This window comes from Clostridium algoriphilum (genome assembly GCF_020443705.1).
Taxonomy (GTDB): domain Bacteria; phylum Bacillota; class Clostridia; order Clostridiales; family Clostridiaceae; genus Clostridium_AD; species Clostridium_AD algoriphilum.
Window position 1 is genome coordinate 46658 of the sequence record NZ_JAIZZK010000011.1, and the last position, 24132, is coordinate 70789.

The window sequence follows — 24132 nt, forward strand, 5'->3', positions numbered from 1 at the left end:
CACCTAACCATTAGGCGCATCTATTCCTTTTACTATATTATTTAATCCACCAAGTATCTTTTGGGGAAACTGCCGAATGTCTTTTATGTTTAGACACTGTATATAATTTTAAAATTTGCTTCTCGTATTCTTCTGATATATCTTCACCTCTTAAATACATACAAACCTGATGATTTAAGGCTGTTACTTCATCTAAATTAGATTTATTGTCCCACATACCAGTAGTTGGGATTTTATTAATTATAGACTGGGGTGCCTTAAATATTTTTGCCATTTCACAAATTATACTTTTTGTTATTCCAGCTAGTGGTTTTACATCTGCTGCATCGTCGCCATACTTAGTAACCATTCCTAGAGTTAGATTAGTTACACTTGAATAACCAGCAACTAGAACATCATAAACTTCAGCTATTCTATATATTACGGTCATTCTTATTCTTGATTTTGTGTTTCCTATGTCTACTTTTGATGAAGGTAGATTATGAAGAAGATCAATGGATTCATTTACGGGACCCATTATATCATATGTCCTAAATACATCTGGTTTTATAATACGTATTGCAAGTTCTACATCAGCTCTGTCTGGTTCAATGCCAAATGGAAGTGATAAACTAATTAGCTCAAGTCCTGATTTTTTTATAAGCATACTTGTAACAAAACTATCTATTCCACCTGAAAGATGGCAAACATAACCTTTTTTTCCAGTGCTTTGAGCGTAATCTTTCAAAAAAGTAGTGATTTCTTCTATCATTCTATATGCATACTTTTCATCTGACTCATCTTGCAGAGGAGTAGGTATACCAAATTCATTAACTATTTCTTGTTGTTTTACTTTATCCATATCGAGCCTCCTTAAACTTATTTATACATTTAGTATAACACACTCTGTCTACAGTATGTTAAAATATTAACAATATTATTTTATATCTTTGAGTGCATACACAAGTAAAGGAAAGAGATGCTTCTAACCATTAGATGCATCTCTTTAACTTAAATATTATTTATTCCACCAAGAATCTTTTGGAGATACTGGTGAATTTCTTTTGTGTTTAGAAACTGTGTACAATTTTATGATCTTTTCTTCATATTGTTTTTCTATGTCCTCTCCTCTTAAATACATACAAACCTGATGATTTAATTCTGTAACTTCTTCTTGGTTCGCTCTATTGTCCCACATACCCGTGGTGGAAACTTTATCAATTATAGTTTGAGGAGCATTAAATATTTTTGCCATTTCATAAATTATGCTTTTTGTTATTCCCGCAAGCGGTTTTACATCTGCTGCATCATCACCATACTTAGTAACCATTCCTAAAGTAAGCTCGGCCACATTTGAGAAACCAGCAACTAATACATCATAAACTTCAGCTATTCTGTATAATACGGTCATTCTTATTCTAGATTTTGTATTACCTATATCTACTTTAGAAGATGGTAAATTACGAAGTAGCTCAATGGATTCGATTACAGGTCCCATAACATCATAAGTCCTAAAAACATCTGGCATTATAATTTTTTTTGCAAGCTCTACATCAGCTATATCCGGTTTAATTCCAAATGGAAGTGATAGACTGATTAGTTCTAGCCCTGATTTTTTTATAAGCATATTTGTTACAAAGCTATCTACTCCACCAGTAAGATGACAGACATAACCCTTTTTTCCAGAGCTCTTAGCATATTCTTTTAAGAAAGAAGTGATTTCTTCTATCATTCTAAATGCATACTTCTGATCTGACTCATCTTTATGAGGAGAAGGTATAGCAAATTCATTCATTATTTCTTGTTGTTTAAGTTTATCCATGTTGAGCCTCCTTAAATTTATCTATAATAATAGTATAACACATCACATGAAAATTTTGTTAAAATATTAACACATATTAATGGTTAATATTTTATTCACCTCCAATATAGATTATAAAGAGAAAAAGTTTCAAAATGTACAATAAATTTTGAAACTTTTTCTCTAAAAGCATATTATTCTCTTTAATCTGCGAGATTTTGATTTTTAACCACTTTTGCAGCTATACTTTGCTCTGGCATTTTTTCTATACGCCCTTCAATTGCGCCCGTTGGGCATTTATATAAGCATGTATTTTCACTACACAATGAAACACAAATTTCTGTATCAACTACTGCTAAGTTATTTTCAATTTTTATTGCATTATGTGGGCAATTTTTGACGCATAGGCCACATCCAATGCAACCAATACTGCAAAGTTTACGTGCCTTAACACCTTTGTCATGTGAATTACAATTTAATGCTACATGAATTCCAAGAGGAACTAATTCAATAACTTTCTTTGGACAAACTGTTTGACATTTTCCACAACCTGTACACTTTTGTTCATTAATAATTGGTAATCCTTCGTCACTCATTGTCATTGCATCAAAAGGACAGTTTTTAACACAGGTTCCAAAACCAAGACATCCATATTGACATCCCTTTGGTCCTCCCTGTAGTAATGAAGCTGCAACACAATCTTGCACGCCTTTATATTCATATGCCTTTTTAGCTTTACTTACTGAACCCGCACATTTTACAAAAGCTACCTTTGGTTCTATCTCCGCTGCTTTTTTACCAGTTAATTCTGCTACCAGTTTCGCAATAGGTGCTTTACCTGGAATGCAAAGATTTGGTTCTACATCTGGATTTATAACCACGGCTTCTGCATATGCCATACACCCAGCAAATCCACAAGATCCACACTGTCCTTTTGGTAATATATCTTCAACTATATGAATCAATGGATTTACTTCAATGGCAAACTTTTTATTGGCAAACGCCAAAACTAAACCAAATACTAGTCCAACTAATGTCATTACAACTAAAACTGCAATTGCAATATCTATATTACTCATATTAATTTCTCAGCTCCCTTCTATACTGCTATCATCCCAGAAAAACCTAGGAAGGCTAATGCTAACATACCTGCTAAAATAAACGCGATGCCAAGCCCCTCAAGTGGTTTAGGGACATCTGCGAGTCTTAATTTTTCTCTTAAACTTGCCATAAGTACAATTGCCAAAGCAAAGCCTAAACCGGCACCGACTGCAGATACTGTACTTTCTAAGAATGAATAACTATTCTCTACATTTAAAAGTGGTACACCAAGTACAACACAATTTGTAGCGATTAGTAATAAATAGATACCCCACATATTATATAATGTAGGTGCATGTTTTTTAATAATCATTTCTAAAAGCTGCACAAAACTAGCAATCAAAAGAACAAACACCGCTGTTGTTAAAAATGTTAAATGAAAAGGAGCTAATACAAAATGATATACCACCCATGCGAGCATAGAACTTAGTGTCATAACAGAAGTTACAGCCATTCCCATACCAATAGAGGCGTTTAAACTTTTAGAAACTCCAAAGAAAATACAAAGTCCTAAAAATCTTGTTAAAACGTAGTTATTTACAATAACCCCACTTGCAAGAAGTGTTAAATAATGACCCATTATACTTCACCTCTCTCAAGTTTAACTTTTTCAGTGTGTTCAGTCCACATCTTAAAACCAGCTACCATGTAACCAATTAGTATAAATGCACCTGGTGGTAAAATCATGATAAGTGCCGGATTATACCAAGAACCAAGAACTTTTATTCCAAATATAGCTCCTGTACCAAGAAGTTCACGAATTATCCCAATAGATAAAAGCGCAAGTGCAAAACCACATCCCATTCCTAATCCATCGAAAAAGGATGGGGTAACTTTATTCTTTGAAGCAAAAACTTCTGCTCTAGCTAAAATAATTGCAAAAACAACAATCAAAGCCAAATATATACCTAAAGCCTTAAAAAGCACAGGTAAATATGCCTGTAATACCAACTGTACCACCGTTACAATTGTTGCAACTGACGTAATATACACGGGTACACGTACCTTAGGATTTACTACTTTTCTAAAAATAGATACAATAACATTATTTACAGTAATAACAAACATTACTGCAAGTCCCATAACTAGGGAATTTATCGCACTACTGGTTACAGCTAAAGCAGGGCAAAGACTAAGTGCAAGAACAAATATCGGGTTCTCTGCAATAATCCCTTTTTTGAATATATTCCATAGCTCTCTCATATTATTTTCCCCCTACAAACTGTGTAACTTGTTGCACAGCTTCTTTGATGCCTTTAGTTACCGCTTTAGACGAAATGGTAGCTCCAGTCATCGCTTGAATATTATTTACTTTTGTTGGGTCTTTTACAACTTCTAAATCTTTGACTGCTTTACCTTTGAATTGATTTCTAAAAGGATCTTTACTTGCATTATCTCCAAGTCCAGGTGTTTCCTTACTCTCTAATATATTAAAGTCAATAACTTCACCTTTTGGTGTAACTGATACAAGCATACTTATAGCTCCACCATACCCTTTGCTTTCTGCTGGTACAACATATGCAATTATTTTTCCATCTTTTTCTGCAGTAAACCAATCTGGTTTAGTTTTTATCGCAGTAAAAGTTTGTGCATTTGTCACTAGTGACCTCATTGCATCAGTCTTAATTTTTGCTGCCGTTTTTACTGAAACTGGTGCTGTTATAAAATAGGTTCCAGCAATTATTGCACCTGATATAAAACAGGCAACTGTTAAATTTATAGCAATTTGAAAAATACTATACTTTTTTTCGTGATTAACCTTAGGATCAATATTATTCTCATCTGACATTTTTCGCTACCCCCCTCGCTCCAAATTTAACTGGCTTCATAAAGCGATCAATAAGTGGTGTAACTGCATTCATTAATAAAATAGAATAACAAACCCCTTCAGGGTATCCACCCTTAAGCCTAATTAGGACAGTAATCGCTCCAGCTCCAATTGCAAAGACTATCTGACCTTTCTTTGTGATTGGAATAGTAACCATATCTGTAGCCATAAAGAAAGCACCTATAATAAGTCCTCCAGCCATTATATGAAAGAGTGGATCTCCAGTGAATAAACCAGTTGGTCCACATACCCAAGTTAAAATACCTACAGTTGCAATCATAAATACAGGTACTATCCAATTTGCATAACCTTTATATATTAAATATATACCTCCAATTAGTAATAAAACTGTAGAGGTTTCACCAATACTTCCATTACGAGCACCAATAAACATTGATTTATACATTTGAGGTGCACTTCCAAAAGTATCAATTAATTTTGAATATCCTTGTTGTTTTAAAATACCGAGTGGTGTTGCAGAAGCTACTGCATCTACCTTTCCGCTCAAACTTGTCCAGGTTGTCATTGCTATTGGCCATGACACCATAAGTGCAGCTCTACCTACATGAGCGGGATTAAAAATATTATACCCAAGACCACCCATAGAGTGTTTTGCTATAACAATAGCAATAAAAGAACCAATTACTGCCATGTATGCTGGAATAGCTGGTGGTAAACACATTGAAAGCAAGAATCCTGTCAAAAATGCACTTCCATCAGATACTGTTATTGTCTTTTTTCTAAGTTTTTGCACTATGTACTCAAATGCCACTGCTGACAAACTTCCCGCAAGTAGTACTATTAAAGCAGGAGTTCCAAAGTGATAAATTGCAAAAATCGCTGCTGGAGTTAATGCCAGACTTACAGTCCACATAATTTTAGAAATAGATGCTTCTGCACGTATATGCGGAGACGTTGATATAGTAAAAAGATTATCTTGTAATTTTATTTCACTCATTTAGCTAGCGCCTCCTTTTTTTTTGCAGCATCAGCTGTGTTTCTCATCTTGCTGTATTTAATGTATTGTACGATATTGCGCTTAGCAGGACATACATAAACACAACTTCCACATTCTGCACAGTCAAATAGATTTTGTTCAAGTTTTGCTTCTTCATACATGTCTTTTTCTCCCAATATACTAAGCATACTTGGATTGAGTCCACAGGGACAAACAGTTACACATTTCCCACAACGAATACAAGGTGATTGCGTTCCGTTATTAATATCTTTTTTGTTTAATCCAAGGATCCCAGAAACTCCTTTAATAATAGAAATATCTAAATTTGATTGAGCAAATCCCATCATAGGACCACCCATAATAATCTTAGCTGGTTTTTCTGAAAATCCACCACAATTATCTATTGCATCTTTAAATGTTGTTCCAATTCTTAAAAGAAGATTTTTAGGTTCTTTTACTGCACTTCCACTTATTGTAGTTACTCTTTGAATTAGTGGAATACCTTTTACCACTGCATCATTTATTGCAACAACTGTACCTATGTTTTGAACAACTACGCCCACATCCATTGGTAAACTTCCTGATGGAACCTCACGATCAGCAATTACCTTAATTAGCATCTTTTCTGCTCCTTGTGGATATTTAGTTGGGATTGCCTTAACTTCCACTGTAGTTCCTTCAAATGCCTTTTGCATAACACTTACTGCATCAGGTTTATTGTCTTCAATTCCTATGACTGCTCTTTTAACTCCTAGAACCTGCATAATTATTTTTACACCAGTAACAATTTGCTCTGGATACTCAAGCATCATTCTATGATCTGCTGTTAAAAACGGTTCACATTCTGCTGCATTTATAATAAGTAAATCAATTTTCTTTTCCTTTGGTGGTGACAATTTTACGTGAGTTGGAAATGTTGCTCCTCCCATACCAACGATACCTGCATCTTTAATGATGCCTTTTATTTCATTGTCATTTAATTTTTCCCAATCTCTTTGGACTGGAATTCCTTCTATCCACTCATCGAGTCCATCATTTTCAATAACAATAGAAAGACACTTACCAAATACTGGATGAGGATATTCTGCAACATCTGTAACAACACCAGATATAGATGCATGAGCCGGACTAGATACAAAAGCTGAACTATTTGCTATAACTTGTCCTTTTTTTACCAAATCGCCCTTAGCTACCATAGGTGCACAAGGCGCACCTATATGTTGCCTTACAGGAATAATAACCTTACTTGGTAGTAGGGCTATTTCTATAGACTTATCAGCTGTATAACGTTTATTATCATTTGGATGTATTCCTCCACGAAAACTTTTAATCACTTTCCCACACCTCTTTTAGCATATTTAAAATACATTGAATTATATAGATATTTAAAATCTAGAATAATTTTATTTAAGATATAATTTGAGTAATAACTGGTTGCATTTTGTCATTATTATGAGCATATCTATCAAATTTCTTTATACTGAGCATTGATAATACGAATGTTATTATTCCGCCACCTATTTGAAAACCTCGCATCGAATAACCAAGTTTTTTAGCTATTACTTGTCCAACAATAATACCTATTACAACTGAAACTAATGGGGCTATATATACAACAAAAGCCGCCATTAACATATTTGTCTCTTTCATTTGGAACGAAATTCGTTGTCCAGTTTTAGCTCCTATTGGATTTTTAGCTTCTATTACAACTGAACTGTCACCTGGGCATGCTCCACAATTTTTACACTCATTGTGCCTGCCTACTTTGACTTTTGCAATATTATTCTCAAATATTTCTATTATAATTCCTTCTTCTTCTTTTACCAATTTTTCTACTCCTCCCCCTTGCTACAATACCAAATATATTATATTCACAGGGATAATTTCTATTCTAGTTACTCCACACCTCTTAACTAGAATAATAATTCTATTATAAGGTTACGATAAATTCTTATATATTACCTGTCGAATTATATATAAATTACAAGTTCTATACCTCAAGATAGTTTTATTTCAGTTAAAAGTCAATAATAATCTATTTTTTAACAAGTATCTTTATAAGAGTTAATTAGGTTTATATAATATAAACGCTTTTTAAAATGTATACAGCTTGTTAATTATCAATTTTTATTTTTGATAATATATTCTTGCATACTATTGTTTTTCACAATGTAGGAGAATAATAATTCGTTACTATAATAAGAGTTTATAGATTGCTGTTATATTTATATCCTCCAGTACTAATACAGTGCTTGTAAATAATATTCTTTTATTTTATTATGTTTTAACTATTATTGCCGGATTTAGTTAAATATTTAACAATCACTCATCTAGTGAATCTAAATTAGATATGCTTTTAACCTCAGTAATAGGCAAATTGCTGGGTTCATGCAAAGCTATTTATAATGTCTTAACCTTGAAAATGTACCTTATTCACTAGGTTATCTTAATTATATTATCCATTTAAGAAAAAGTTCTTTCTATATAAGAAAGATAAATAGAGATACAATTTAATTGTATCTCTGTACTATAATTTATGTCTATGTTGATATTACTTCTCTTTTTTAAAATATTCTCGTTTTTATATTTGTAATTATAGATAAAGTGTATTAAATATGTTTTATTGATAATTATTTAACTAACTTCTATGATGTTATAATTTATTCTAATATCATTTTATACATAAGTTCAGTTGGATCAAAAATAGGAATATCTGAATACTTTTTTAATTGATCATATAAATAAGGAAAGTGAGTGCATCCCAATATAATAGCTTCTACTCCGATAGAATTATAAAACTCCATAACATTCCTTAATGCATATTTATCTACTATTTCTTTAGCAGATATACCTTTTTCTATTGCAACAACTATAGGGAGTATTCCTAATCCGATAACATCACAATCAGGATTTACACTTTGTATTACTTTTTCAATTCCTGCGGAGCTTTGATTATTAGCTGAAAGCACCCCAATATTGTGATACTCACATGCAATTTTCTTATAAATATCGAATGGGGTTATTATTCTTATATCTTTTTTTCTAGATAACTTGTCCATATCAACTGCAGCACTTATAGAATTGCAATATATAACTACTGTATTAATGTTTTCATATTTTATCCGGTTTATTATATTACTAATTTTATTTGCAAGTTCAAATGGGGACAATATTTGCATCTTTGATTGTTCCTCAGAGCACAAGGATACTGGGTATCCTAATGCCTTAATCCCTTTAGAATTCAAGAAATCCACTCCCATTTTAGTATCCACAGGAGTTCCTGCAATAACCGCAACTAATATATTATTCATTTGTATTACCTCTCATCATTTTTTTTGTACATTTTATTCCATTCATTGGCTATATTAAATCTTTTATTAATACTATCCTAGCAGGAGAACCATCTACGCCTTTAATTTTAAGTGGTAACGCACACATAAAATATTCTTCCTCAGTAATTTTTTTAAGTCTTACTCCTTCTATAATAATTATCCCTTTATTAAAAAGTATCTTGTGAGTTTCATGATCCGGTTGAGCTCTCTCAATTCCAAAAGAATCTATAGCAACGCCTACTATACTTTTTTCTGCTAAATACTCAGCCCCACTCTTTTCAACATACACAAAACCAGGTTCAAATTCTTCTGTAAATGAGTTTTTAGTTTTTAGTAATAAGAATTCACCAGATTTAATGTTTTTATCCATAAGGTCTTCTTTCGTAATACCACCTATTACTTTTGTTAGGTCTAAAACCCTACATTTTGTAATTAAATTATTTAAATCAATATCATCAATGGTAGACCCCATATTATCTACGTGATATGGAGCATCTACATGAGTTCCTGTATGTAAATTCATATACATACTAGATTCATTAATACTATCCTTTGGAATTTTTCTTTCATATTTAATAACTGGCCTTTTTTCCTCTTTATTCTTATATACTCCCATTTTCGGCTCTATTGTCATAGATATATCATAAATGATCATTTTATATCTCCTTATAAGGTGCAGTATTCCACCACTGTCTGCCATCCTTCTTAATTAAATTTATTGCTTCTTCTGGTCCTGGTGTGCCTGCTGCGTAATTAGGATAATTAGATATATCGCTTTCATATCCCTTTTCTATGCTTTCAATAAATTTCCATGAATGTTCAAGTTCATCCCACCTTGTAAACAAAGATGAGTTATTTCTAATTGCCTCTAATAATAGCCTCTCATAGGCTTCAGGCGAATCATTTACATACTTACAGCTTTGGCAATAATCTAATTCCACCTTTTCCATTTTAAAATCATTACCAGGTTTTTTAGCATTTATCTGAAAGAAAAAGCCCTCTTCTGGCTGAATTTTTAAAACTAAAAGATTATGACCAATTTCATTAAATTCCTTATAATAATTGATCCCAGCAAGTTTCTTAAATTGAATAACTATCTCTGTACTTTTTGTATCCATTCTCTTTCCTGCTCTTATATATATGGGTACTCCTCCCCATCGAAAATTATCAATATATGTCTTAAGAGCTATAAACGTATCTGTATTAGATTCTCTTGACACTCTATCTTCTTGTCTATATCCCACTGCTTTTATTCCATTGACGATTCCCTCCCCATATTGACCCCGAACTATGTCTTCCTTAACAGATTCCTCAGTAAAAGGTCTGAGTGATCGTAGAACCTTAACTTTCTCATCTCTTATTGATTCAGGATCAAAGTCTACCGGAGGTTCCATTGCAATCATTGTTAACATTTGTAATAAATGATTTTGAAGCATATCTTTTAATATACCAGCCTTTTCATAATATGCCCCTCTATTCTCTACACCTAAAAGTTCATTAGATGTAATTTGAATATTATCAATATAATTTGCATTCCATAGGGGTTCAAATAAAGAGTTACCAAATCTGATTGCTAATATATTTTGAATCATTTCCTTCCCCAAATAGTGGTCTATTCTAAATATGTCCTCTTCTGGTATAAGTTTTGATATATTATGGTTTAAAATTCTAGCTGTTTTCAAACTTGATCCAAAAGGTTTTTCGACCATTATCCTCTGCCATCCTGTTGCCATACATACCATATTATTATTCTTTAAATTTCTAATTATTCCTTCAAAAAATTCTGGTGCAACTGCTAAATAATATAATCTCCTACCTCCAGTTAAGTATTCAGTCTCCACATTTATTAAAAATGAATCTAAATCCTTGTACCCTTCCTTGTCTGATGTAAAATCAAAGTTTTTATAGAAAATTCTTTTACTAAAAGTTCGCCACAATTTATCATTTAAAGGAAACCGGCAGAATTTTATTGCAAATTCGTACATTTCTTCTCTGTATTGTTCATTTGTTTTTTCCCGTCTTCCTATAGACACAATTGTAAAATTCTCTGGTAATTTATTCTCGTACATCAAACTAAAAATAGCAGGAATAAGTTTTCTTTTTGTTAGATCGCCAGTTCCACCAAAAATTACAAACATACTAGAAAGTTCTTTATTTATATCTTTCTCCATCAAGTGCCTCCTTCCTCCTATTTTTTTATAATATACTTTTTATCATATTCATTTTGTATTTTTATGTTCCAATTATCATTCTTAATGTATTACAAATTAATCAAAATAAAATAACTAACTTATTATAATTAATATTAATAAGTTAGAGTTTTAAAGTAAGGTTTATTTATGTCCTATAAATCTACAATTGATACACCTTTTCCAAATATAGTTTCAAAATCAGTTGTAAAATCCTCCACAGCCTTTTTAATTACAGGCATTTTGAGAGCAGTATGTAGAAGTGCTGGTTGGATTGTCGCCGTTTGTGCACCACACTCAAATGCTGTATTTACCTGTCCCATATTTTTAAAGCTTGCAGCAAGTATTGTGGTTGAGTAATTATACTTTTCAATCATCTTAGCAAAAGTAGTAATAACTGCCTTAGGATCTATATCCATGTTCTCCATACGATTGTAATAAGGAGCTATAAAATCTGCACCGGCCTCCATAGCAAGTAACCCTTGTACTTTTGTATAAATTGCAGTAGCAGTAACCCCAATTCCTTTTGCTTTTAAGGCTCTAATTGCTTTTAATCCTTGCTCAGTTACAGGCACTTTTATAAATACCTTATCATCAACATTCTTGATAATAGCAGCAGCTTCTGCCATTATGCCATCATAATCCTCTGAAACGACTTGAATATGAAGAGATTTATTCATTCCTATAATTTTTCGAATCTCTTTGAAGTGATTAAAAAAATTAATTTTACCCTCTATTTTTATAATGCTTGGATTGCTAGTAATCCCTGTTATTGGGTAAAACTCACTATAATGCTTAATATCCTCTATATTAATTGTGTCAAACATATATTTCATAGTTTAAAACTCCTTTTATATTATATTTTGTGTTCGGTACGTTCTATTATGTCATCCTGAGTCTGTTTTGATAATACATTAAAGAATGCACTGTAGCCTGCAACACGTACAATTAAATCACGATGGTCCTCTGGATGTTTTTGTGCATCTAATAACACTTCTCTTGATACTACATTATACTGAACATGAAACCCATGCAATCGATTAAAGAAGGTACGTAGGAGCATAACAAGCTTCATTCTATCTTCCTCTTTTTCAAGCATTTGTGGATTTACCTTTTGGTTTAAAAGCACTCCCCCAGTAATTTTTTCAGTAGGTAGTTTTGAAACCGATTTAAACACAGATGTAGGGCCGTTTTTATCCATACCGTGACTTGGAGAACACCCTTCAGCAAGTGGAGTATGAGCTAATCGTCCATCCGGCGTTGCTGATGTAGAATCCCCTTGTGGTACATTTGCAGATATTGAAGATGTTCCTGCCGAATATATTCCACCAATAGGTCCACGACCATATCTAGTGTTATGGTATTTTCCTATTTCATCAATGTATACATCATATGCATCTTTTAATAATAAATCAATATAGTCGTCGTCATTTCCATATTTTGGTGCATCATTTATTAGCGAATTCTGTATTTTCTTTCCTTCTTCGCCTTCAAAATTGTTGCTTATTGCTACCCACAATTGAGATGTGGTAAAAAGTTTATCCTCAAATATACATTTTTTTATAGCAGCCAGGGAATCTCCCAGATTTGCTATGCCAACCTGTAGTCCGCTAATAAAGTCATAAACTGCTCCACCTTCTTTTAGAGTTAATCCACGGTCAATGCAATCATCAACTAAGCTAGAGCATAAAACATCTGCAGCATCTTGCTCAAGTACTGTGTCTGCACAGTTATCAATAATAACGCTGTGACGTGTAAACTCACGGATGATTTTATCCCAGGCCTCAAGCACTTGGTCAAATCTTTCCATATTTTTAAAATGACCAACCCCCTCGCATAATTTAATACCACTTTCAATATCAACACCATCATTCAATGCTATCATAAAGCTCTTAACAAAATTTAAAAAACTCATACCAGTGCATCTATATCCCCATTTTCCCGGCACCGCAACCTCAACGCATCCAATAGCACTGTAATTGTAGGCATCAATTTCCTTAACACCTTTTTTTATAAAACTAGGAATGATAATTTCATCATTGTTAAAAGCCGGCATTCCTGTACCTAACCGAACGACCTCTATACACTCCTTCATAAAGGTATCATCCAATCCACTATGATAACGAACTGTTAAATTAGGTTGTGGTAGTTTAACTTGTGCTACACTACGTAGTATTAGATACGATAGTGGGTTAACAGCATCCTTCTTAGAACTTGTTTGACCTCCAACTGTAACATTTTGATAAAGTGGACTACCAGCACTAAATTGAGTATGGCCCCAAGAACGAATTTTATTAATTGTATAAGTTTTTAGCCACAAATTGGTTAATAATTCACAAGCATAATCTTTTGTAACCGTTTTATCAGCAAGGTCTTTCTTGTAAAATGGATATAAGTATTGGTCCATTCTGCCATAAGAAAGTGAGTGTCCATTAGACTCAATTTGTAAACATAAATGAACAATCCACAATGATTGAATAGCCTCTTGCAAATTATCCGCACCAGCAAACGGAACCTTGCTAAGAATGTGACCCATATTTACAAGTTCTGCCCTGCGATTATCATTTTGCTCAGTCCTCGCCTTCTCGAATGCACAATCTGCATAACGCTTAGCAAAATCAACTACTGCGTTTAGTACAATGATAATTCCACGATAAAAATAAGACTTGTTTAATTTTTTATAGTCTGTTAAGTCTAGATCATTAAGTTTCTCCTGGGTACGCTTCTTGTAATCAGCTAGGCCGTATATTAAAATCTTTTCATAATTAACGGCTAAATGAGCGTCTCCAGATGTAATATTTCCCTCAGCTTTAATTATACCTAAATCATAAAACACTTTGCTCTCAGCAGGCATAGCTGCTATACCACGGTCTTTTAGTGTGTTATGCTCCCAGTATGGTGCAATTTTTCTTAGAGCCTGCTTATTTTCTTCTGTAATATAAAACCGATCTCCGTCACGCTTATCAAACTCATCAAGCTCCTTTATTACCCAATCCATTGCATATTCCGGGAAAATAGGTGCAGAGCGATTAGAACATGCTTGATTACCTGCAATCAGAGTTTGAGGCTCAATATATATGCTCATATTTTTCAGCACATTCTCAAGCATTAATGCTCTACGCAAAACCATTGGTTTATCCGCATGTAGCTTGTAACTTTCTGTTACAAGTTTAGCACGTTCTACACACACCATAGGTTTTGCGTTTAATAAATCTTCACGAAACTCTTGCATTCTTGTAGTTAATTTACCAAAGTAATTCATATTTTTCTCCTTTTAGTAATTATTGTGTATCTACTACTTGTACATCTAAGTTATTTTGAACTAATAGGCTTTCCATAACTTCAGGTATTTTGTTATCAGTAACAAGAATAGTGACTTCATTAATTTTAAACTGTGATACTACACCTTGCATAAAAAATTTTCTAGATTCGGTTAACACAATAACCTTATTAGCATTTTCAGCCATCGTTCTTACTGTTTCTGTTCTCATGTGATTATTGCCTGTAAATCCTGCTAATTCAGTAAACCCATCTGTACCAACAAATAGCTTATCCACATAAAAACTTTCAATACATTTGCGAGTAATTGGCCCAACCACAACCTGACTCTCCTTCTGGTAATCACCCCCAAGCAAAACTACCTTTCCATAAGGACATTCTCTTATGTATGATGCTACAAATGCAGAATTAGTAATTATGGTGACATCACGCTTATTTGTTGCAAGCTCCTGGGCAAGTAATGCGCAACACGAACCAGACTCAATCATCACCGTTTCACCATTTTCAACTAAATTTGCAGCTAAAATTGCAATTTTAAGCTTCACATCATAGTTACAGGCCAAGCGGTTATTAATATCGTCACTACTAATCATTACGGCATAACCATGCTCTCTCTTTATAAGGCCTTTTTCTTCAAGTAATGCCAGATCCTTACGTACTGTAACTTGTGAAACCGCAAGCTTTTCAGATAATAAAGTAACTTCAATACGACCATTTGCATTTACAAGTTCTAATAGTTTTGCATGCCTTTTGTTCATGAAAAATCTTCCTTTCTTTCCTAAATATTATGCAAATTATATCACAGTGGGTTTCAAAAATAAAGATATTAATTTCAAGTGAAATAGATCATCATTCGTTCACAAGTTAATTATAGCAAATATACTCTATAAATCAATTTATAGTTTCATTCGTAACTAATATAATTTTTATATGAAGCTTTTACTTTACTTTAAAATATGTCTATGCTACTATAACTTAAAATGATAAAAAAAGTATATAAGGAGCTATCATATGAATAATCAAACTGCTTCCATCTTCAATATACAAAAATATAGTATTCACGATGGACCAGGTATTCGCACAGTAGTATTTTTTAAAGGGTGCCCTTTAAAATGCCTTTGGTGCAGTAATCCGGAGTCACAATATGGTAGTCCACAGCTATCCTTTGATGAAAGTAAATGTGATGGATGCTTAAAATGCATGGAAATCTGTCCACATAAGAATATCGCTTTTATAAATAATAAAATCACTTTTAATGGGAATAAATGTACCGGTTGTTTGAACTGCGTTAAGACATGCCCTAAGTCAGCACTTACCATATTCGGAAAATACCGAAACCTTGATTATATTATGAAAGAAGTTATGAAGGATAAAGACTTTTATGCTGAGTCAAAGGGTGGTGTTACATTATCCGGTGGTGAGGTTTTAGTGCAACATGAATTTGCAATTGTTTTACTGCAAGAGCTAAGAGAACAAGGCATCCATACCGCCTGTGAAACTACAGGATATGCACCACCAGAAATTTTCCAAACGATTATTAAAAAAGTTGATTTACTTTTATTTGACATAAAGCATTATGATAGCCAAAAGCACTTTGCTTATACTAATGTTTATAACGAAACAATTATTTTCAACTTAAAAACTGCAATTGAACAAGGGAAAGATGTTATTATCCGAATTCCAGTGATACCCGACATCAATAACAGTTTGGAAGATGCACAGGGTTTTTGTAATATTTTAAAAGAAGTTGGTGCAATAAAAGTAAACCTATTACCTTTTCATCAATTTGGTGAAAAAAAATACTCCTTATTGAATAAGAAGTACAGTTTTGCAGGTGTTTCCCAATTGCATGAAGATGATTTACAAGATTATAAAGAAATATTCATTAAAAATGGACTAGATTGTATAATATAATTTAGGTCATTTTAGTACTACTCTGTTTACTGATATAAAATAGTTAATTCTAATCTGCATTATTATTATTTTTTTGTACCACTCACATTATCAGGAGTCATTTTCATTATTGGAAATAACTCTGAAAACAGCTTATTAGCTGCTGGTACAGCTGTCTGAGCCGCATAATATTTAGCAGAGTTTGGCTCCTCTATAGTAACTATTAAGCTAACTTTTGGGTTACTTGCAGGGGCCATGCCTACAAATGATGATATATATTTACCAGATTCATAACCTCCATTGGTACTATTAACTTTATTGGCAGTTCCAGTCTTTCCAGCTATGTGATAGCCATCCATATAAGTTCCAATTGCAGTTCCTTCTTCAACAACCCTTTCCAAATACGTTCTTAATTGAGCTGCTTTTTCTTTGTCCATTATAGCTTTCTTATTAAAATCATTAAACTGCTTGTCTATAACTTTTTTACCATTTACATTATGTGATACTTCTTTCATAACATGTGGTTTTATCCATGTTCCACCATTAGCTACTGCATTAAAAGCAGCAATATATTGTACCTGGGTAACCGCAACACCTTGTCCGTAGGACATTGTAGCAAGATCAATAGGTGTGATTTTTTTTAAACTTTTTACTAAGCCTGTACCTTCACCAGTCAAATCGATATCGGTTTTTTCTCCAAACCCAGCCTTTTTTACAAAGTTATAAAGGTTTTCTTTTCCAATCATCTGCCCCAGCTTTACAAACCCGACATTATCTGAATTTTTAATTATGTCAGAAAAAGTCTCAACTCCATAATTCTCTTTGTTGTCACTATACAATGTTCTATCTCCGACCTTGATGCTTCCATCACTTACAAAGCGATCATTGTCAGTTAGAGCATTATTTTGAAGTGCAGCTGCAGCTGTTATAACCTTGAAAATTGATCCAGGCTCAAACACATTGCTGATAGCTCTATTCTTCCATGTTTCCTGTGTTTCTTTATCTGTTTTACCTTCCACATAAGGCTTGCTTAAATTATAGTCTGGTGCATTTGCCATTGCTAAAACCTCACCATCATTTGGATTCATAATGGTAATACTTACAGACTTTGCACCATTTTCAGTTAATGTTTCTTTAGCTACTCTTTCAGCTAACTCTTGAATTCGTTCATCTATAGTGAGAGTCAAATTATTTCCGTCTATCGGCTTAACCGTTACTGCTTCCGTATAAGGCAGTTCATTACTTTCCCTATCTAACTCAACTACTTTTACACCAGGAATACCCGCTAAATCATCATTGTAACTCATCTCTACTCCGTTGACTCCAGAACCATTTGAGTTGGTATGCCCTATAACATGAGATAAAAAACTATCATTTGGATAGATTCTCGCCACATCACTTGAAATTATTATTCCCTTATATTTCAAATCTTTAATAGAATCTACCACTTCCTTCTCAACATTTCTTTTAAATGATACAAATTGAAGTGGTTTTCCTTTGCCATTGTCGGTATTTAATATCTTTTCAATTTCGCTCTTTTTAACATTAAATATCTTTGAAAGTTTTTCAGATGCTTGTCCCTGTGGTATTTTTTTATCTACCAAATATTTTTTTAATACACTTAAATCAGCATCTACCCTATAAACATTCATGCTTAATGCCAAGTCTAAACCATTTCTGTCCACAATTACCCCTCTCTTAGGAGCTACTTCTATACTTTTCGTCTGCTGTTGTAATGCTAATGCTTTATATTTAGAGCCATTAAGGGCCATTAAATATAATAACCTACCAACAAGAGCACTAAATACTAAAGAAAATATAATACCAACAATAAAAATTCTTTTACCTCGCGACTTTCTTCTTTTCACTTTGCTCACCAACCTGCTTTATATTTTAGTTTAAATATGTATATTCTTATTTAATGATTTTTTATTAACATGTTCATTCTACCCTTCAAATGTGGATAAATCGTTAATGTATACTAGTCAAAATGTATGTAAACAAAGAATACTTTCCAACCATTATAATCGAAAAAAAATCCAAATACTACATATAGTATCTGGATTTTTTAAATTTAAATTTTGTTCACTGTTTATAATTACATTTTTGTTTATGTATTATAAATTAATTAATTAGACAGATTTATATTAGGTAATTATGCTTTGATCTAATACCCCTCTTAATATACTATCGGTGCACATGTTAGCAAACTGAAGGTATAATAATATACATTCATTACAAAACTTATGAGAAACGATAATTTAGCTTGTTAAACCGATATGAGGAATACAACAAAATGGATATGTTTAAGAAATGAATGGAATAAAATTAACTAAGGTGAAGCATTAAAGTTTTAATGCTTCACCTTAGTTAATAAAACTTTATAAGTTAATTACCCTTTTTAAGGTTGGTTTGTTTCCATTAATTGGATTAAATTCTATTACATCTGGTAATTTCCAGTTTCTTACTCCCCTATTAAACCTCTGTGGTAATAGATATTGGGTTGTCTTATGTCCTTTTTTTCGGTGTCCCATTATCTCTTCCTCAAACATGTACTTTACCTCATTCATATGACAGCTGTTTATCTTAATTTGTTTGAAATTAAGCTCACTAACAATTTTTAAGAATCTGTCTACTTCACTTTCAAAAACCTTAGCAAAAAAAGCATTTTCCCTATTACCATCACAAATTATTATTGGGTTTAGTTGACTATCATTAATAACAGCTTTTAATTTGTATACGCTTTTCTTGCTCTTTCCCATAAAATAGCCATAATTAAGATGATTGGGATCATCATCTTCAGGAAAGATTACATTATATAATAATTCTTCTTCTTCTTTCATTTTAATCCTCACCTTTCTAATAAATTATTAGATTAATAAAACTAAAATCCTCAAAGCCTCTTTTGTATAAGGTTCTTTATTAAGAATGTATCTGTTACACCTATTATAGCAGTTCATTGTAAAGAATATGTTACTTATTTGTTTACAATTGGTTAAATATTAAAAATTGTGAAAATATTCTTTAAATTCTTTCTTAATAATTAAAAAGTCTTCTAAATCATTAAGAAATTGGAATAGTAATGCTCTATTCTCAAACTCATCTCTATTCTTTGGTAATTCCATCATTTCATAATATTTTCTAAGTGACGTGATCTTATTTATAAGCTCAATGCAATCATTATCTTCATGAATATTAATTGCAACGTCATTTGTAAAATCTGATAATAACTTAGTTTGCTCATAGGTCATATAAACCCTTGAGAAATGTCTTTTCATTCTTTTTATTGCATCTAATTGTATTAACCTCATATCTATATAACTTACATAATAATTATTACTCCTAAATAAATGGTTATTATTTATTATCTGTGCCATTAGCTTACTACTCTTAATTAGTTCCTCAACACTCAAAATTAACTTTTGCTCATAAATTGGTACAGCTTGGGTAACTAAACTTACTGCCATGTCAGATAATATCAATTTATATTGCTCTTCAATATCTTTTTTATTTTTCTCAAAATTTTCCTCAAATGACGCTGTATATAGGTTAAACACCATTGCAACCCCAATACCTATTATAGTTAGCTTTGCTTCATTTATTATCCAATAAATATTAATATTTGTACTTATCAAAAGATGTGTTGATAGAACTGCACCAACCACCATTCCTTCATTTGTTTTTAAAATATTAGTTATTGGTATAAATATAAGTAAAAATAGTCCAAATACAAAAGGATTATTACCAAGTAAAATATATAGCATAAAGGATAAAAGTATAGCTACCCCAGATGCTATTAATCTCCTACCTCCAACTGTTAAAGCTTCTTTCTTAGTATCCTGAATACTTAATATTGCAATTATACCTGCAGTTACCCCAAAGTCTAATTTCATGTAATTTGCTATAATAACTGCTATTGTGGCAGACATTGTTATTTTAAATGTTTTTGATTGTAAGTATTTTACCATTCCTTAATCTTCTCCTACCACCATAATAATATGGTATATTCTTGTATAATCGTTTTTTTTACTAGTCATTCTTATTTCTACCCATCAATGAATTAAGCATATATTAATTAAATATTACCTCTATACACTGAGAATATCAAACTTGAATATTATAATATTCAATATTCTTTATAAATTTACATTTACTAATAAAATATTATAAGTACTAAATTAAAAAGACTCTAGCATTTTTTGCTGGAGTCTTACATGTTGTCTGTGTTATATGCTTTTAATTATTCTTTTATTTTGGAATTATTTTTTCTCTATCTCATTATTAGGTAAGCCTATAAAAGTTTTTCTGACGAATTTATCAATATGGAATTTATTATCTTTTAGGTTATAATCAATCCCGCTGATTTTTACTTTCTCTAAGTTAAATTCAATTTTAAGTGGTATAATATCCATAATTAATTCGTTAAAATTATTTGGTTTAAGTTCTGGTTTGTATACAATTAGTTGTCCAAATATATCTTGAACTATGATTATATCTGTTGATGTTGATAATGATTTTACTGTTCCATCCTCGTTAAAGTTTAAAGAGTTTCTATCTCCATTAAGTCCACTAGCTCCTAAATCAAATGCATGTAGTTCTCCAATAATACTATTAATAGCTGTGTGTTTTCTAGGTTCGCAAGATTTAATAACTCCATTTTGATATAGTGATAGTCCAATGCGGGTTTCAATTACACCATAAATTGATGGTATATTAATAAAATCCCTTGGCCATAATGTTAAGCTCTTTACATCTCCGGATTCATAAAAATTGATACCAATAACCTTTTTCTTAAAATTACCAAACTTAAAATTAAAATCTAATTCCTCTGCTAATTCATATTCATTTTGCTCTGTCCAATAGGCAGTTATCTTTCCATTCAAGGGGAAAATACGTTTAACTTTTCCACCATCATAAAACAAAGCGAGTTCTGCTGGCAATTTACCAATACTCGTATCTATAACAGTTTGCTTCTGGAAGGATATACACTGCATATTCCCACTCTCATAGAAAGCTAGAGATCTTTTATACTTACGTCTTACTTCTGATTCGTCATATTGAGGAATTAAATCTCCATACATCGTTTTAATTTTGCAATATTGACTTAATTTGCATTCTTTTATAACGCCTTCACTATAATATTCAATATTACTTATACCCTTAAGTTGTCCGTATTTAGTCAAGAATCCTTCCATATTATCGCCTCCACAATAAATTTCGTATACAATTTACTACTCACCGCAACCCTTAGGATAAACTGTTATTTTAATCTCATCCTTACTTATTGACTCACTTTTTGTAATTAAATTCAGCCTATTAAATTCAGCTTCAAACCAAGGAGGTATATGCCCACAAATTATTTCTAATTGATAAAAAACTGTAGTATCAAAAAACGGTAACAATATTCCCTTTGAAGTAAGGTTGATATTATGCTCTTGAATCTTTTTTAAATTTAGAAAATAATAACCATCCCTGCTTTTCTGAATTAGAGGTAACTTATCTTTTGATTTTGACATTTCCATAGATTTTGTTTCTTCTTCTTCTTTTTCAAACACAAACTCCAAAAGATCCTTCGTTGTGCCCTCTAGTTCCCAGGTATTAAAGCCCATTGAATCAAGAACCGTATATGGGAGCCCTTTAATTTCTCTTCCGACAAAAACCTTGCAGTCCCCAAGGGTTTCTGCCATGTTTCTAATACTTTGACGAATTTCTTTTAAACTAGCTATATTATCAATTCTATATATAATTTCTTTAGTTATTTTCCATTCACCCATGTGTCTTGAATAAACTTTAACTATACCAGGTTCAACAAAGGATTGTGTTCTGCCACTATTATCTTGAAAAACTGCAATTTCCATATAATTCTCTATTTATCATATCAACAACAACTCTATCATTAACTTGACAAATTATCCTCCTTATTTTAATGAGCTAGTACCCTATAACTTTTATTCCTATCTATTGCCTTTATAAGCTTAACGTAATCACAATTACCTGCACGTTCACCTATTCCTCCAAATGTAGTATCCACAAATTCACATCCTGCCATAACTGCTGCTACAGAATTTGCTACAGCCATACCAAAGTCATTGTGTCCATGAAATTCTATTGATATATCGATCTCTTGTCTTATTTCAGTTATTAATTTAAAAATTTTGTTTGGGTATAATATTCCCACTGTATCAGCATATCTAATACGTTTTACACCAAGGGCCTTAGCTTCTTTAATAACATGTATTAAAAAATCAGTAGAAGTTCTTGAAGCGTCTTCAAGTCCCACTACAACTTCAAAGCCCTTGTCTTTGGCATAATAAACACTCTTCTTCATTTCATTAATAACCCAATCTTTATTTCTGCCAAGTTTCCATTTTATTTGTATATCAGAAACTGGTACCGAAATGTGTATTATATCTACTCCGCAATCAATGGAGTGGTTTATATCATTTATGTTCATTCTATTCCATGCAGAAATTTTGCTATTTAAACCTAGACTCATTAATTTTTCAATACTCTTTTTTTCTTCTCCTCCCATAGCAGGAGTTCCGGCCTCAATTTGATATACCTTTTTTGAGTCAATAATTTTAGCAAATTCAATTTTATCCTTAAATCCTAACTCCACTCCTGCCATTTGCTCACCATCTCTTAGCGTTGTATCAACAATTTTGCACATAATGTTACCTCTTAATTCTTCTACATATGTCTATAAAATCTTTATCTGATACTTCTGTTTTATTTGATATGCTTATATTTTTAACCTTGCCTAGAATGTTAAGAATTTCTAAATCACTAAATTTATTATCCATATTGAGCTCTTTTAATTTAGAATTTATAGAATTTTTTCCTGAATGTTTACCTAAAGCGAGCTTTCGCTTCATTCCAACAAGTTCAGGCATAAAAGGTTCATAGGTTACTGGATTTTTCTCAATACCAGCGACATGTACTCCTGATTCATATTTAAATATATTTTTGCCTATAATTGCCTTATTATCAGGTACATTTTTATAGGTTATTTTTTCATATTGCTCTCTCATTTCCGAGAGCAGACCAAGTTCTCCATTTACCTTTTCACCCATAATAACCTTTGTAGCAACTAGTAATTCTTCTAAAGCGGTTGTGCCATAAGTCCCATCCCTTCCACCAAATGCTGTGGTTATAGATTGTATACCTGAAGTCAAGCCCTGAAAACCTACAGCGGTTGCCATAGAGAATTCATCACTAGCATATATATTTATATTAACATTATATTTATCTTTAATATAATCATTAAAAACCCAATTACTCTCTCCTTTAATTCTTATAGAAAAGAGTTTATTTATATCTATGTTTTCATTGATCTTTTGCATAAAGTCACTAGCACATGATTTAACATCTATTTCTAATATAATTTTAAAATTATATTTCATTTCCAAATTACAAATTTTAATAATCTCTAAGTTCTCTTCTCTTATCAAGATATATTCTATGCCTCTTGCTTTACATATTTGCAATTGGCTAGCTTTATTAACTCGAAAAATAATATCTTTCGTTTTTATTGAAAGCTTTATAAAATTAAAAACTTCCTCATCGATTTCAAAAAAATCTACTCCTACTCCTTTTAAGTTTCTAATAAACTCTGGTAATCCCTTTTCATTAAAGCTTTTTTTTGTAATGTTCATTAATGTCCTATCAATAATAAATTTGTCTTTTTCTTTTATAACTAAAGACATTAATAACACCCCTTTAAAAAGCAATTCATTATAACAGATAAAATATAAAACCTGAAAACATCAATG

23 protein-coding genes are annotated in these 24132 nt (G+C 31.9%); 1 reads left to right on the top strand and 22 read right to left on the bottom strand.

The window, feature by feature from the left end; translation table 11 throughout:
• Positions 1-37: 37 nt before the first annotated feature.
• The 15 genes from nadE (LGK95_RS09970) to LGK95_RS10040 form a co-directional block, all read right to left on the bottom strand.
• A complete protein-coding gene (gene nadE, locus LGK95_RS09970; protein WP_226124557.1) occupies positions 38-841 on the bottom strand; it encodes an NAD(+) synthase in 804 nt (267 codons plus the stop codon).
• A 156-nt stretch (positions 842-997) separates the two neighbouring features.
• Complete coding sequence (gene nadE, locus LGK95_RS09975; RefSeq protein ID WP_226124560.1) at positions 998-1801, bottom strand: NAD(+) synthase; 804 nt, start codon at positions 1799-1801, stop codon at positions 998-1000.
• Between the two features lie 182 nt (positions 1802-1983).
• Complete coding sequence (rnfB, locus tag LGK95_RS09980; RefSeq protein ID WP_226124699.1) at positions 1984-2850, bottom strand: RnfABCDGE type electron transport complex subunit B; 867 nt, start codon at positions 2848-2850, stop codon at positions 1984-1986.
• Positions 2851-2879: 29 nt separating this feature from the next.
• A complete protein-coding gene (locus LGK95_RS09985) occupies positions 2880-3461 on the bottom strand; it encodes an electron transport complex protein RnfA (RefSeq protein ID WP_226124562.1) in 582 nt (193 codons plus the stop codon).
• Entirely contained in the window at positions 3461-4084 is a 624-nt protein-coding gene (gene rsxE / locus LGK95_RS09990) for an electron transport complex subunit RsxE (protein WP_226124565.1), read from the bottom strand. The genes LGK95_RS09985 and rsxE overlap by 1 nt, the downstream gene beginning before the upstream one ends.
• Before the next feature lies 1 nt (position 4085).
• Positions 4086-4670: an RnfABCDGE type electron transport complex subunit G gene (locus LGK95_RS09995; RefSeq protein ID WP_226124567.1), complete on the bottom strand. Its 585-nt coding sequence runs from the start codon at positions 4668-4670 to the stop codon at positions 4086-4088.
• Positions 4660-5667: an RnfABCDGE type electron transport complex subunit D gene (locus LGK95_RS10000; RefSeq protein WP_226124569.1), complete on the bottom strand. Its 1008-nt coding sequence runs from the start codon at positions 5665-5667 to the stop codon at positions 4660-4662. The genes LGK95_RS09995 and LGK95_RS10000 overlap by 11 nt, the downstream gene beginning before the upstream one ends.
• Positions 5664-7001, bottom strand: coding sequence for an electron transport complex subunit RsxC (rsxC, locus tag LGK95_RS10005; protein WP_226124571.1), 1338 nt, complete (start codon positions 6999-7001; stop codon positions 5664-5666). Before rsxC ends, LGK95_RS10000 begins: the two co-directional genes overlap by 4 nt.
• A gap of 73 nt (positions 7002-7074) precedes the next feature.
• Positions 7075-7494 (bottom strand): SoxR reducing system RseC family protein, encoded by a 420-nt coding sequence (locus tag LGK95_RS10010; protein ID WP_226124573.1) that lies wholly within the window; start codon positions 7492-7494, stop codon positions 7075-7077.
• Positions 7495-8327: 833 nt separating this feature from the next.
• Entirely contained in the window at positions 8328-8978 is a 651-nt protein-coding gene (locus LGK95_RS10015) for an aspartate/glutamate racemase family protein (protein WP_226124575.1), read from the bottom strand.
• A gap of 49 nt (positions 8979-9027) precedes the next feature.
• Positions 9028-9654 (bottom strand): cyclase family protein, encoded by a 627-nt coding sequence (locus LGK95_RS10020; RefSeq protein ID WP_226124578.1) that lies wholly within the window; start codon positions 9652-9654, stop codon positions 9028-9030.
• Position 9655: 1 nt separating this feature from the next.
• Complete coding sequence (gene zwf, locus LGK95_RS10025; protein ID WP_226124581.1) at positions 9656-11170, bottom strand: glucose-6-phosphate dehydrogenase; 1515 nt, start codon at positions 11168-11170, stop codon at positions 9656-9658.
• Between the two features lie 173 nt (positions 11171-11343).
• Positions 11344-12024 carry a fructose-6-phosphate aldolase gene (locus LGK95_RS10030; protein WP_226124584.1) on the bottom strand — a complete coding sequence of 227 codons (681 nt, stop codon included), beginning with the start codon at positions 12022-12024 and terminating at the stop codon, positions 11344-11346.
• A gap of 20 nt (positions 12025-12044) precedes the next feature.
• The gene (locus LGK95_RS10035) at positions 12045-14450 is read right to left on the bottom strand and encodes a glycyl radical protein (protein WP_226124587.1); all 2406 of its coding nucleotides are present in this window, start codon (positions 14448-14450) and stop codon (positions 12045-12047) included.
• A 19-nt stretch (positions 14451-14469) separates the two neighbouring features.
• A complete protein-coding gene (locus LGK95_RS10040; RefSeq protein WP_226124589.1) occupies positions 14470-15225 on the bottom strand; it encodes a DeoR/GlpR family DNA-binding transcription regulator in 756 nt (251 codons plus the stop codon).
• Positions 15226-15478: 253 nt separating this feature from the next.
• Between LGK95_RS10040 and LGK95_RS10045 the strand changes: the two genes are divergently transcribed.
• On the top strand, positions 15479-16381 hold the full coding sequence (locus tag LGK95_RS10045) for a glycyl-radical enzyme activating protein (RefSeq protein ID WP_226124591.1): 903 nt from the start codon (positions 15479-15481) through the stop codon (positions 16379-16381).
• A 65-nt stretch (positions 16382-16446) separates the two neighbouring features.
• Here the strand turns inward: LGK95_RS10045 and LGK95_RS10050 are convergent, their stop codons facing one another.
• The 7 genes from LGK95_RS10050 to LGK95_RS10080 all read right to left on the bottom strand — a co-directional run bounded on the left by LGK95_RS10050 (position 16447) and on the right by LGK95_RS10080 (position 24066).
• Entirely contained in the window at positions 16447-18228 is a 1782-nt protein-coding gene (locus tag LGK95_RS10050) for a penicillin-binding transpeptidase domain-containing protein (RefSeq protein WP_226124593.1), read from the bottom strand.
• A 513-nt stretch (positions 18229-18741) separates the two neighbouring features.
• Positions 18742-19203 (bottom strand): hypothetical protein, encoded by a 462-nt coding sequence (locus tag LGK95_RS10055; RefSeq protein ID WP_226124595.1) that lies wholly within the window; start codon positions 19201-19203, stop codon positions 18742-18744.
• A 159-nt stretch (positions 19204-19362) separates the two neighbouring features.
• A complete protein-coding gene (locus LGK95_RS10060; RefSeq protein WP_226124597.1) occupies positions 19363-20328 on the bottom strand; it encodes an aromatic acid exporter family protein in 966 nt (321 codons plus the stop codon).
• 291 nt (positions 20329-20619) lie between these two features.
• A complete protein-coding gene (locus LGK95_RS10065; RefSeq protein WP_226124599.1) occupies positions 20620-21555 on the bottom strand; it encodes a hypothetical protein in 936 nt (311 codons plus the stop codon).
• A gap of 36 nt (positions 21556-21591) precedes the next feature.
• Positions 21592-22218, bottom strand: a complete 627-nt coding sequence (anfO, locus tag LGK95_RS10070) for a Fe-only nitrogenase accessory protein AnfO (RefSeq protein ID WP_226124602.1) — start codon at positions 22216-22218, stop codon at positions 21592-21594.
• A 65-nt stretch (positions 22219-22283) separates the two neighbouring features.
• A complete protein-coding gene (locus tag LGK95_RS10075) occupies positions 22284-23030 on the bottom strand; it encodes a beta/alpha barrel domain-containing protein (protein ID WP_264174522.1) in 747 nt (248 codons plus the stop codon).
• Positions 23031-23034: 4 nt separating this feature from the next.
• On the bottom strand, positions 23035-24066 hold the full coding sequence (locus LGK95_RS10080) for a homocitrate synthase/isopropylmalate synthase family protein (RefSeq protein WP_226124603.1): 1032 nt from the start codon (positions 24064-24066) through the stop codon (positions 23035-23037).
• Positions 24067-24132 lie beyond the last annotated feature (66 nt).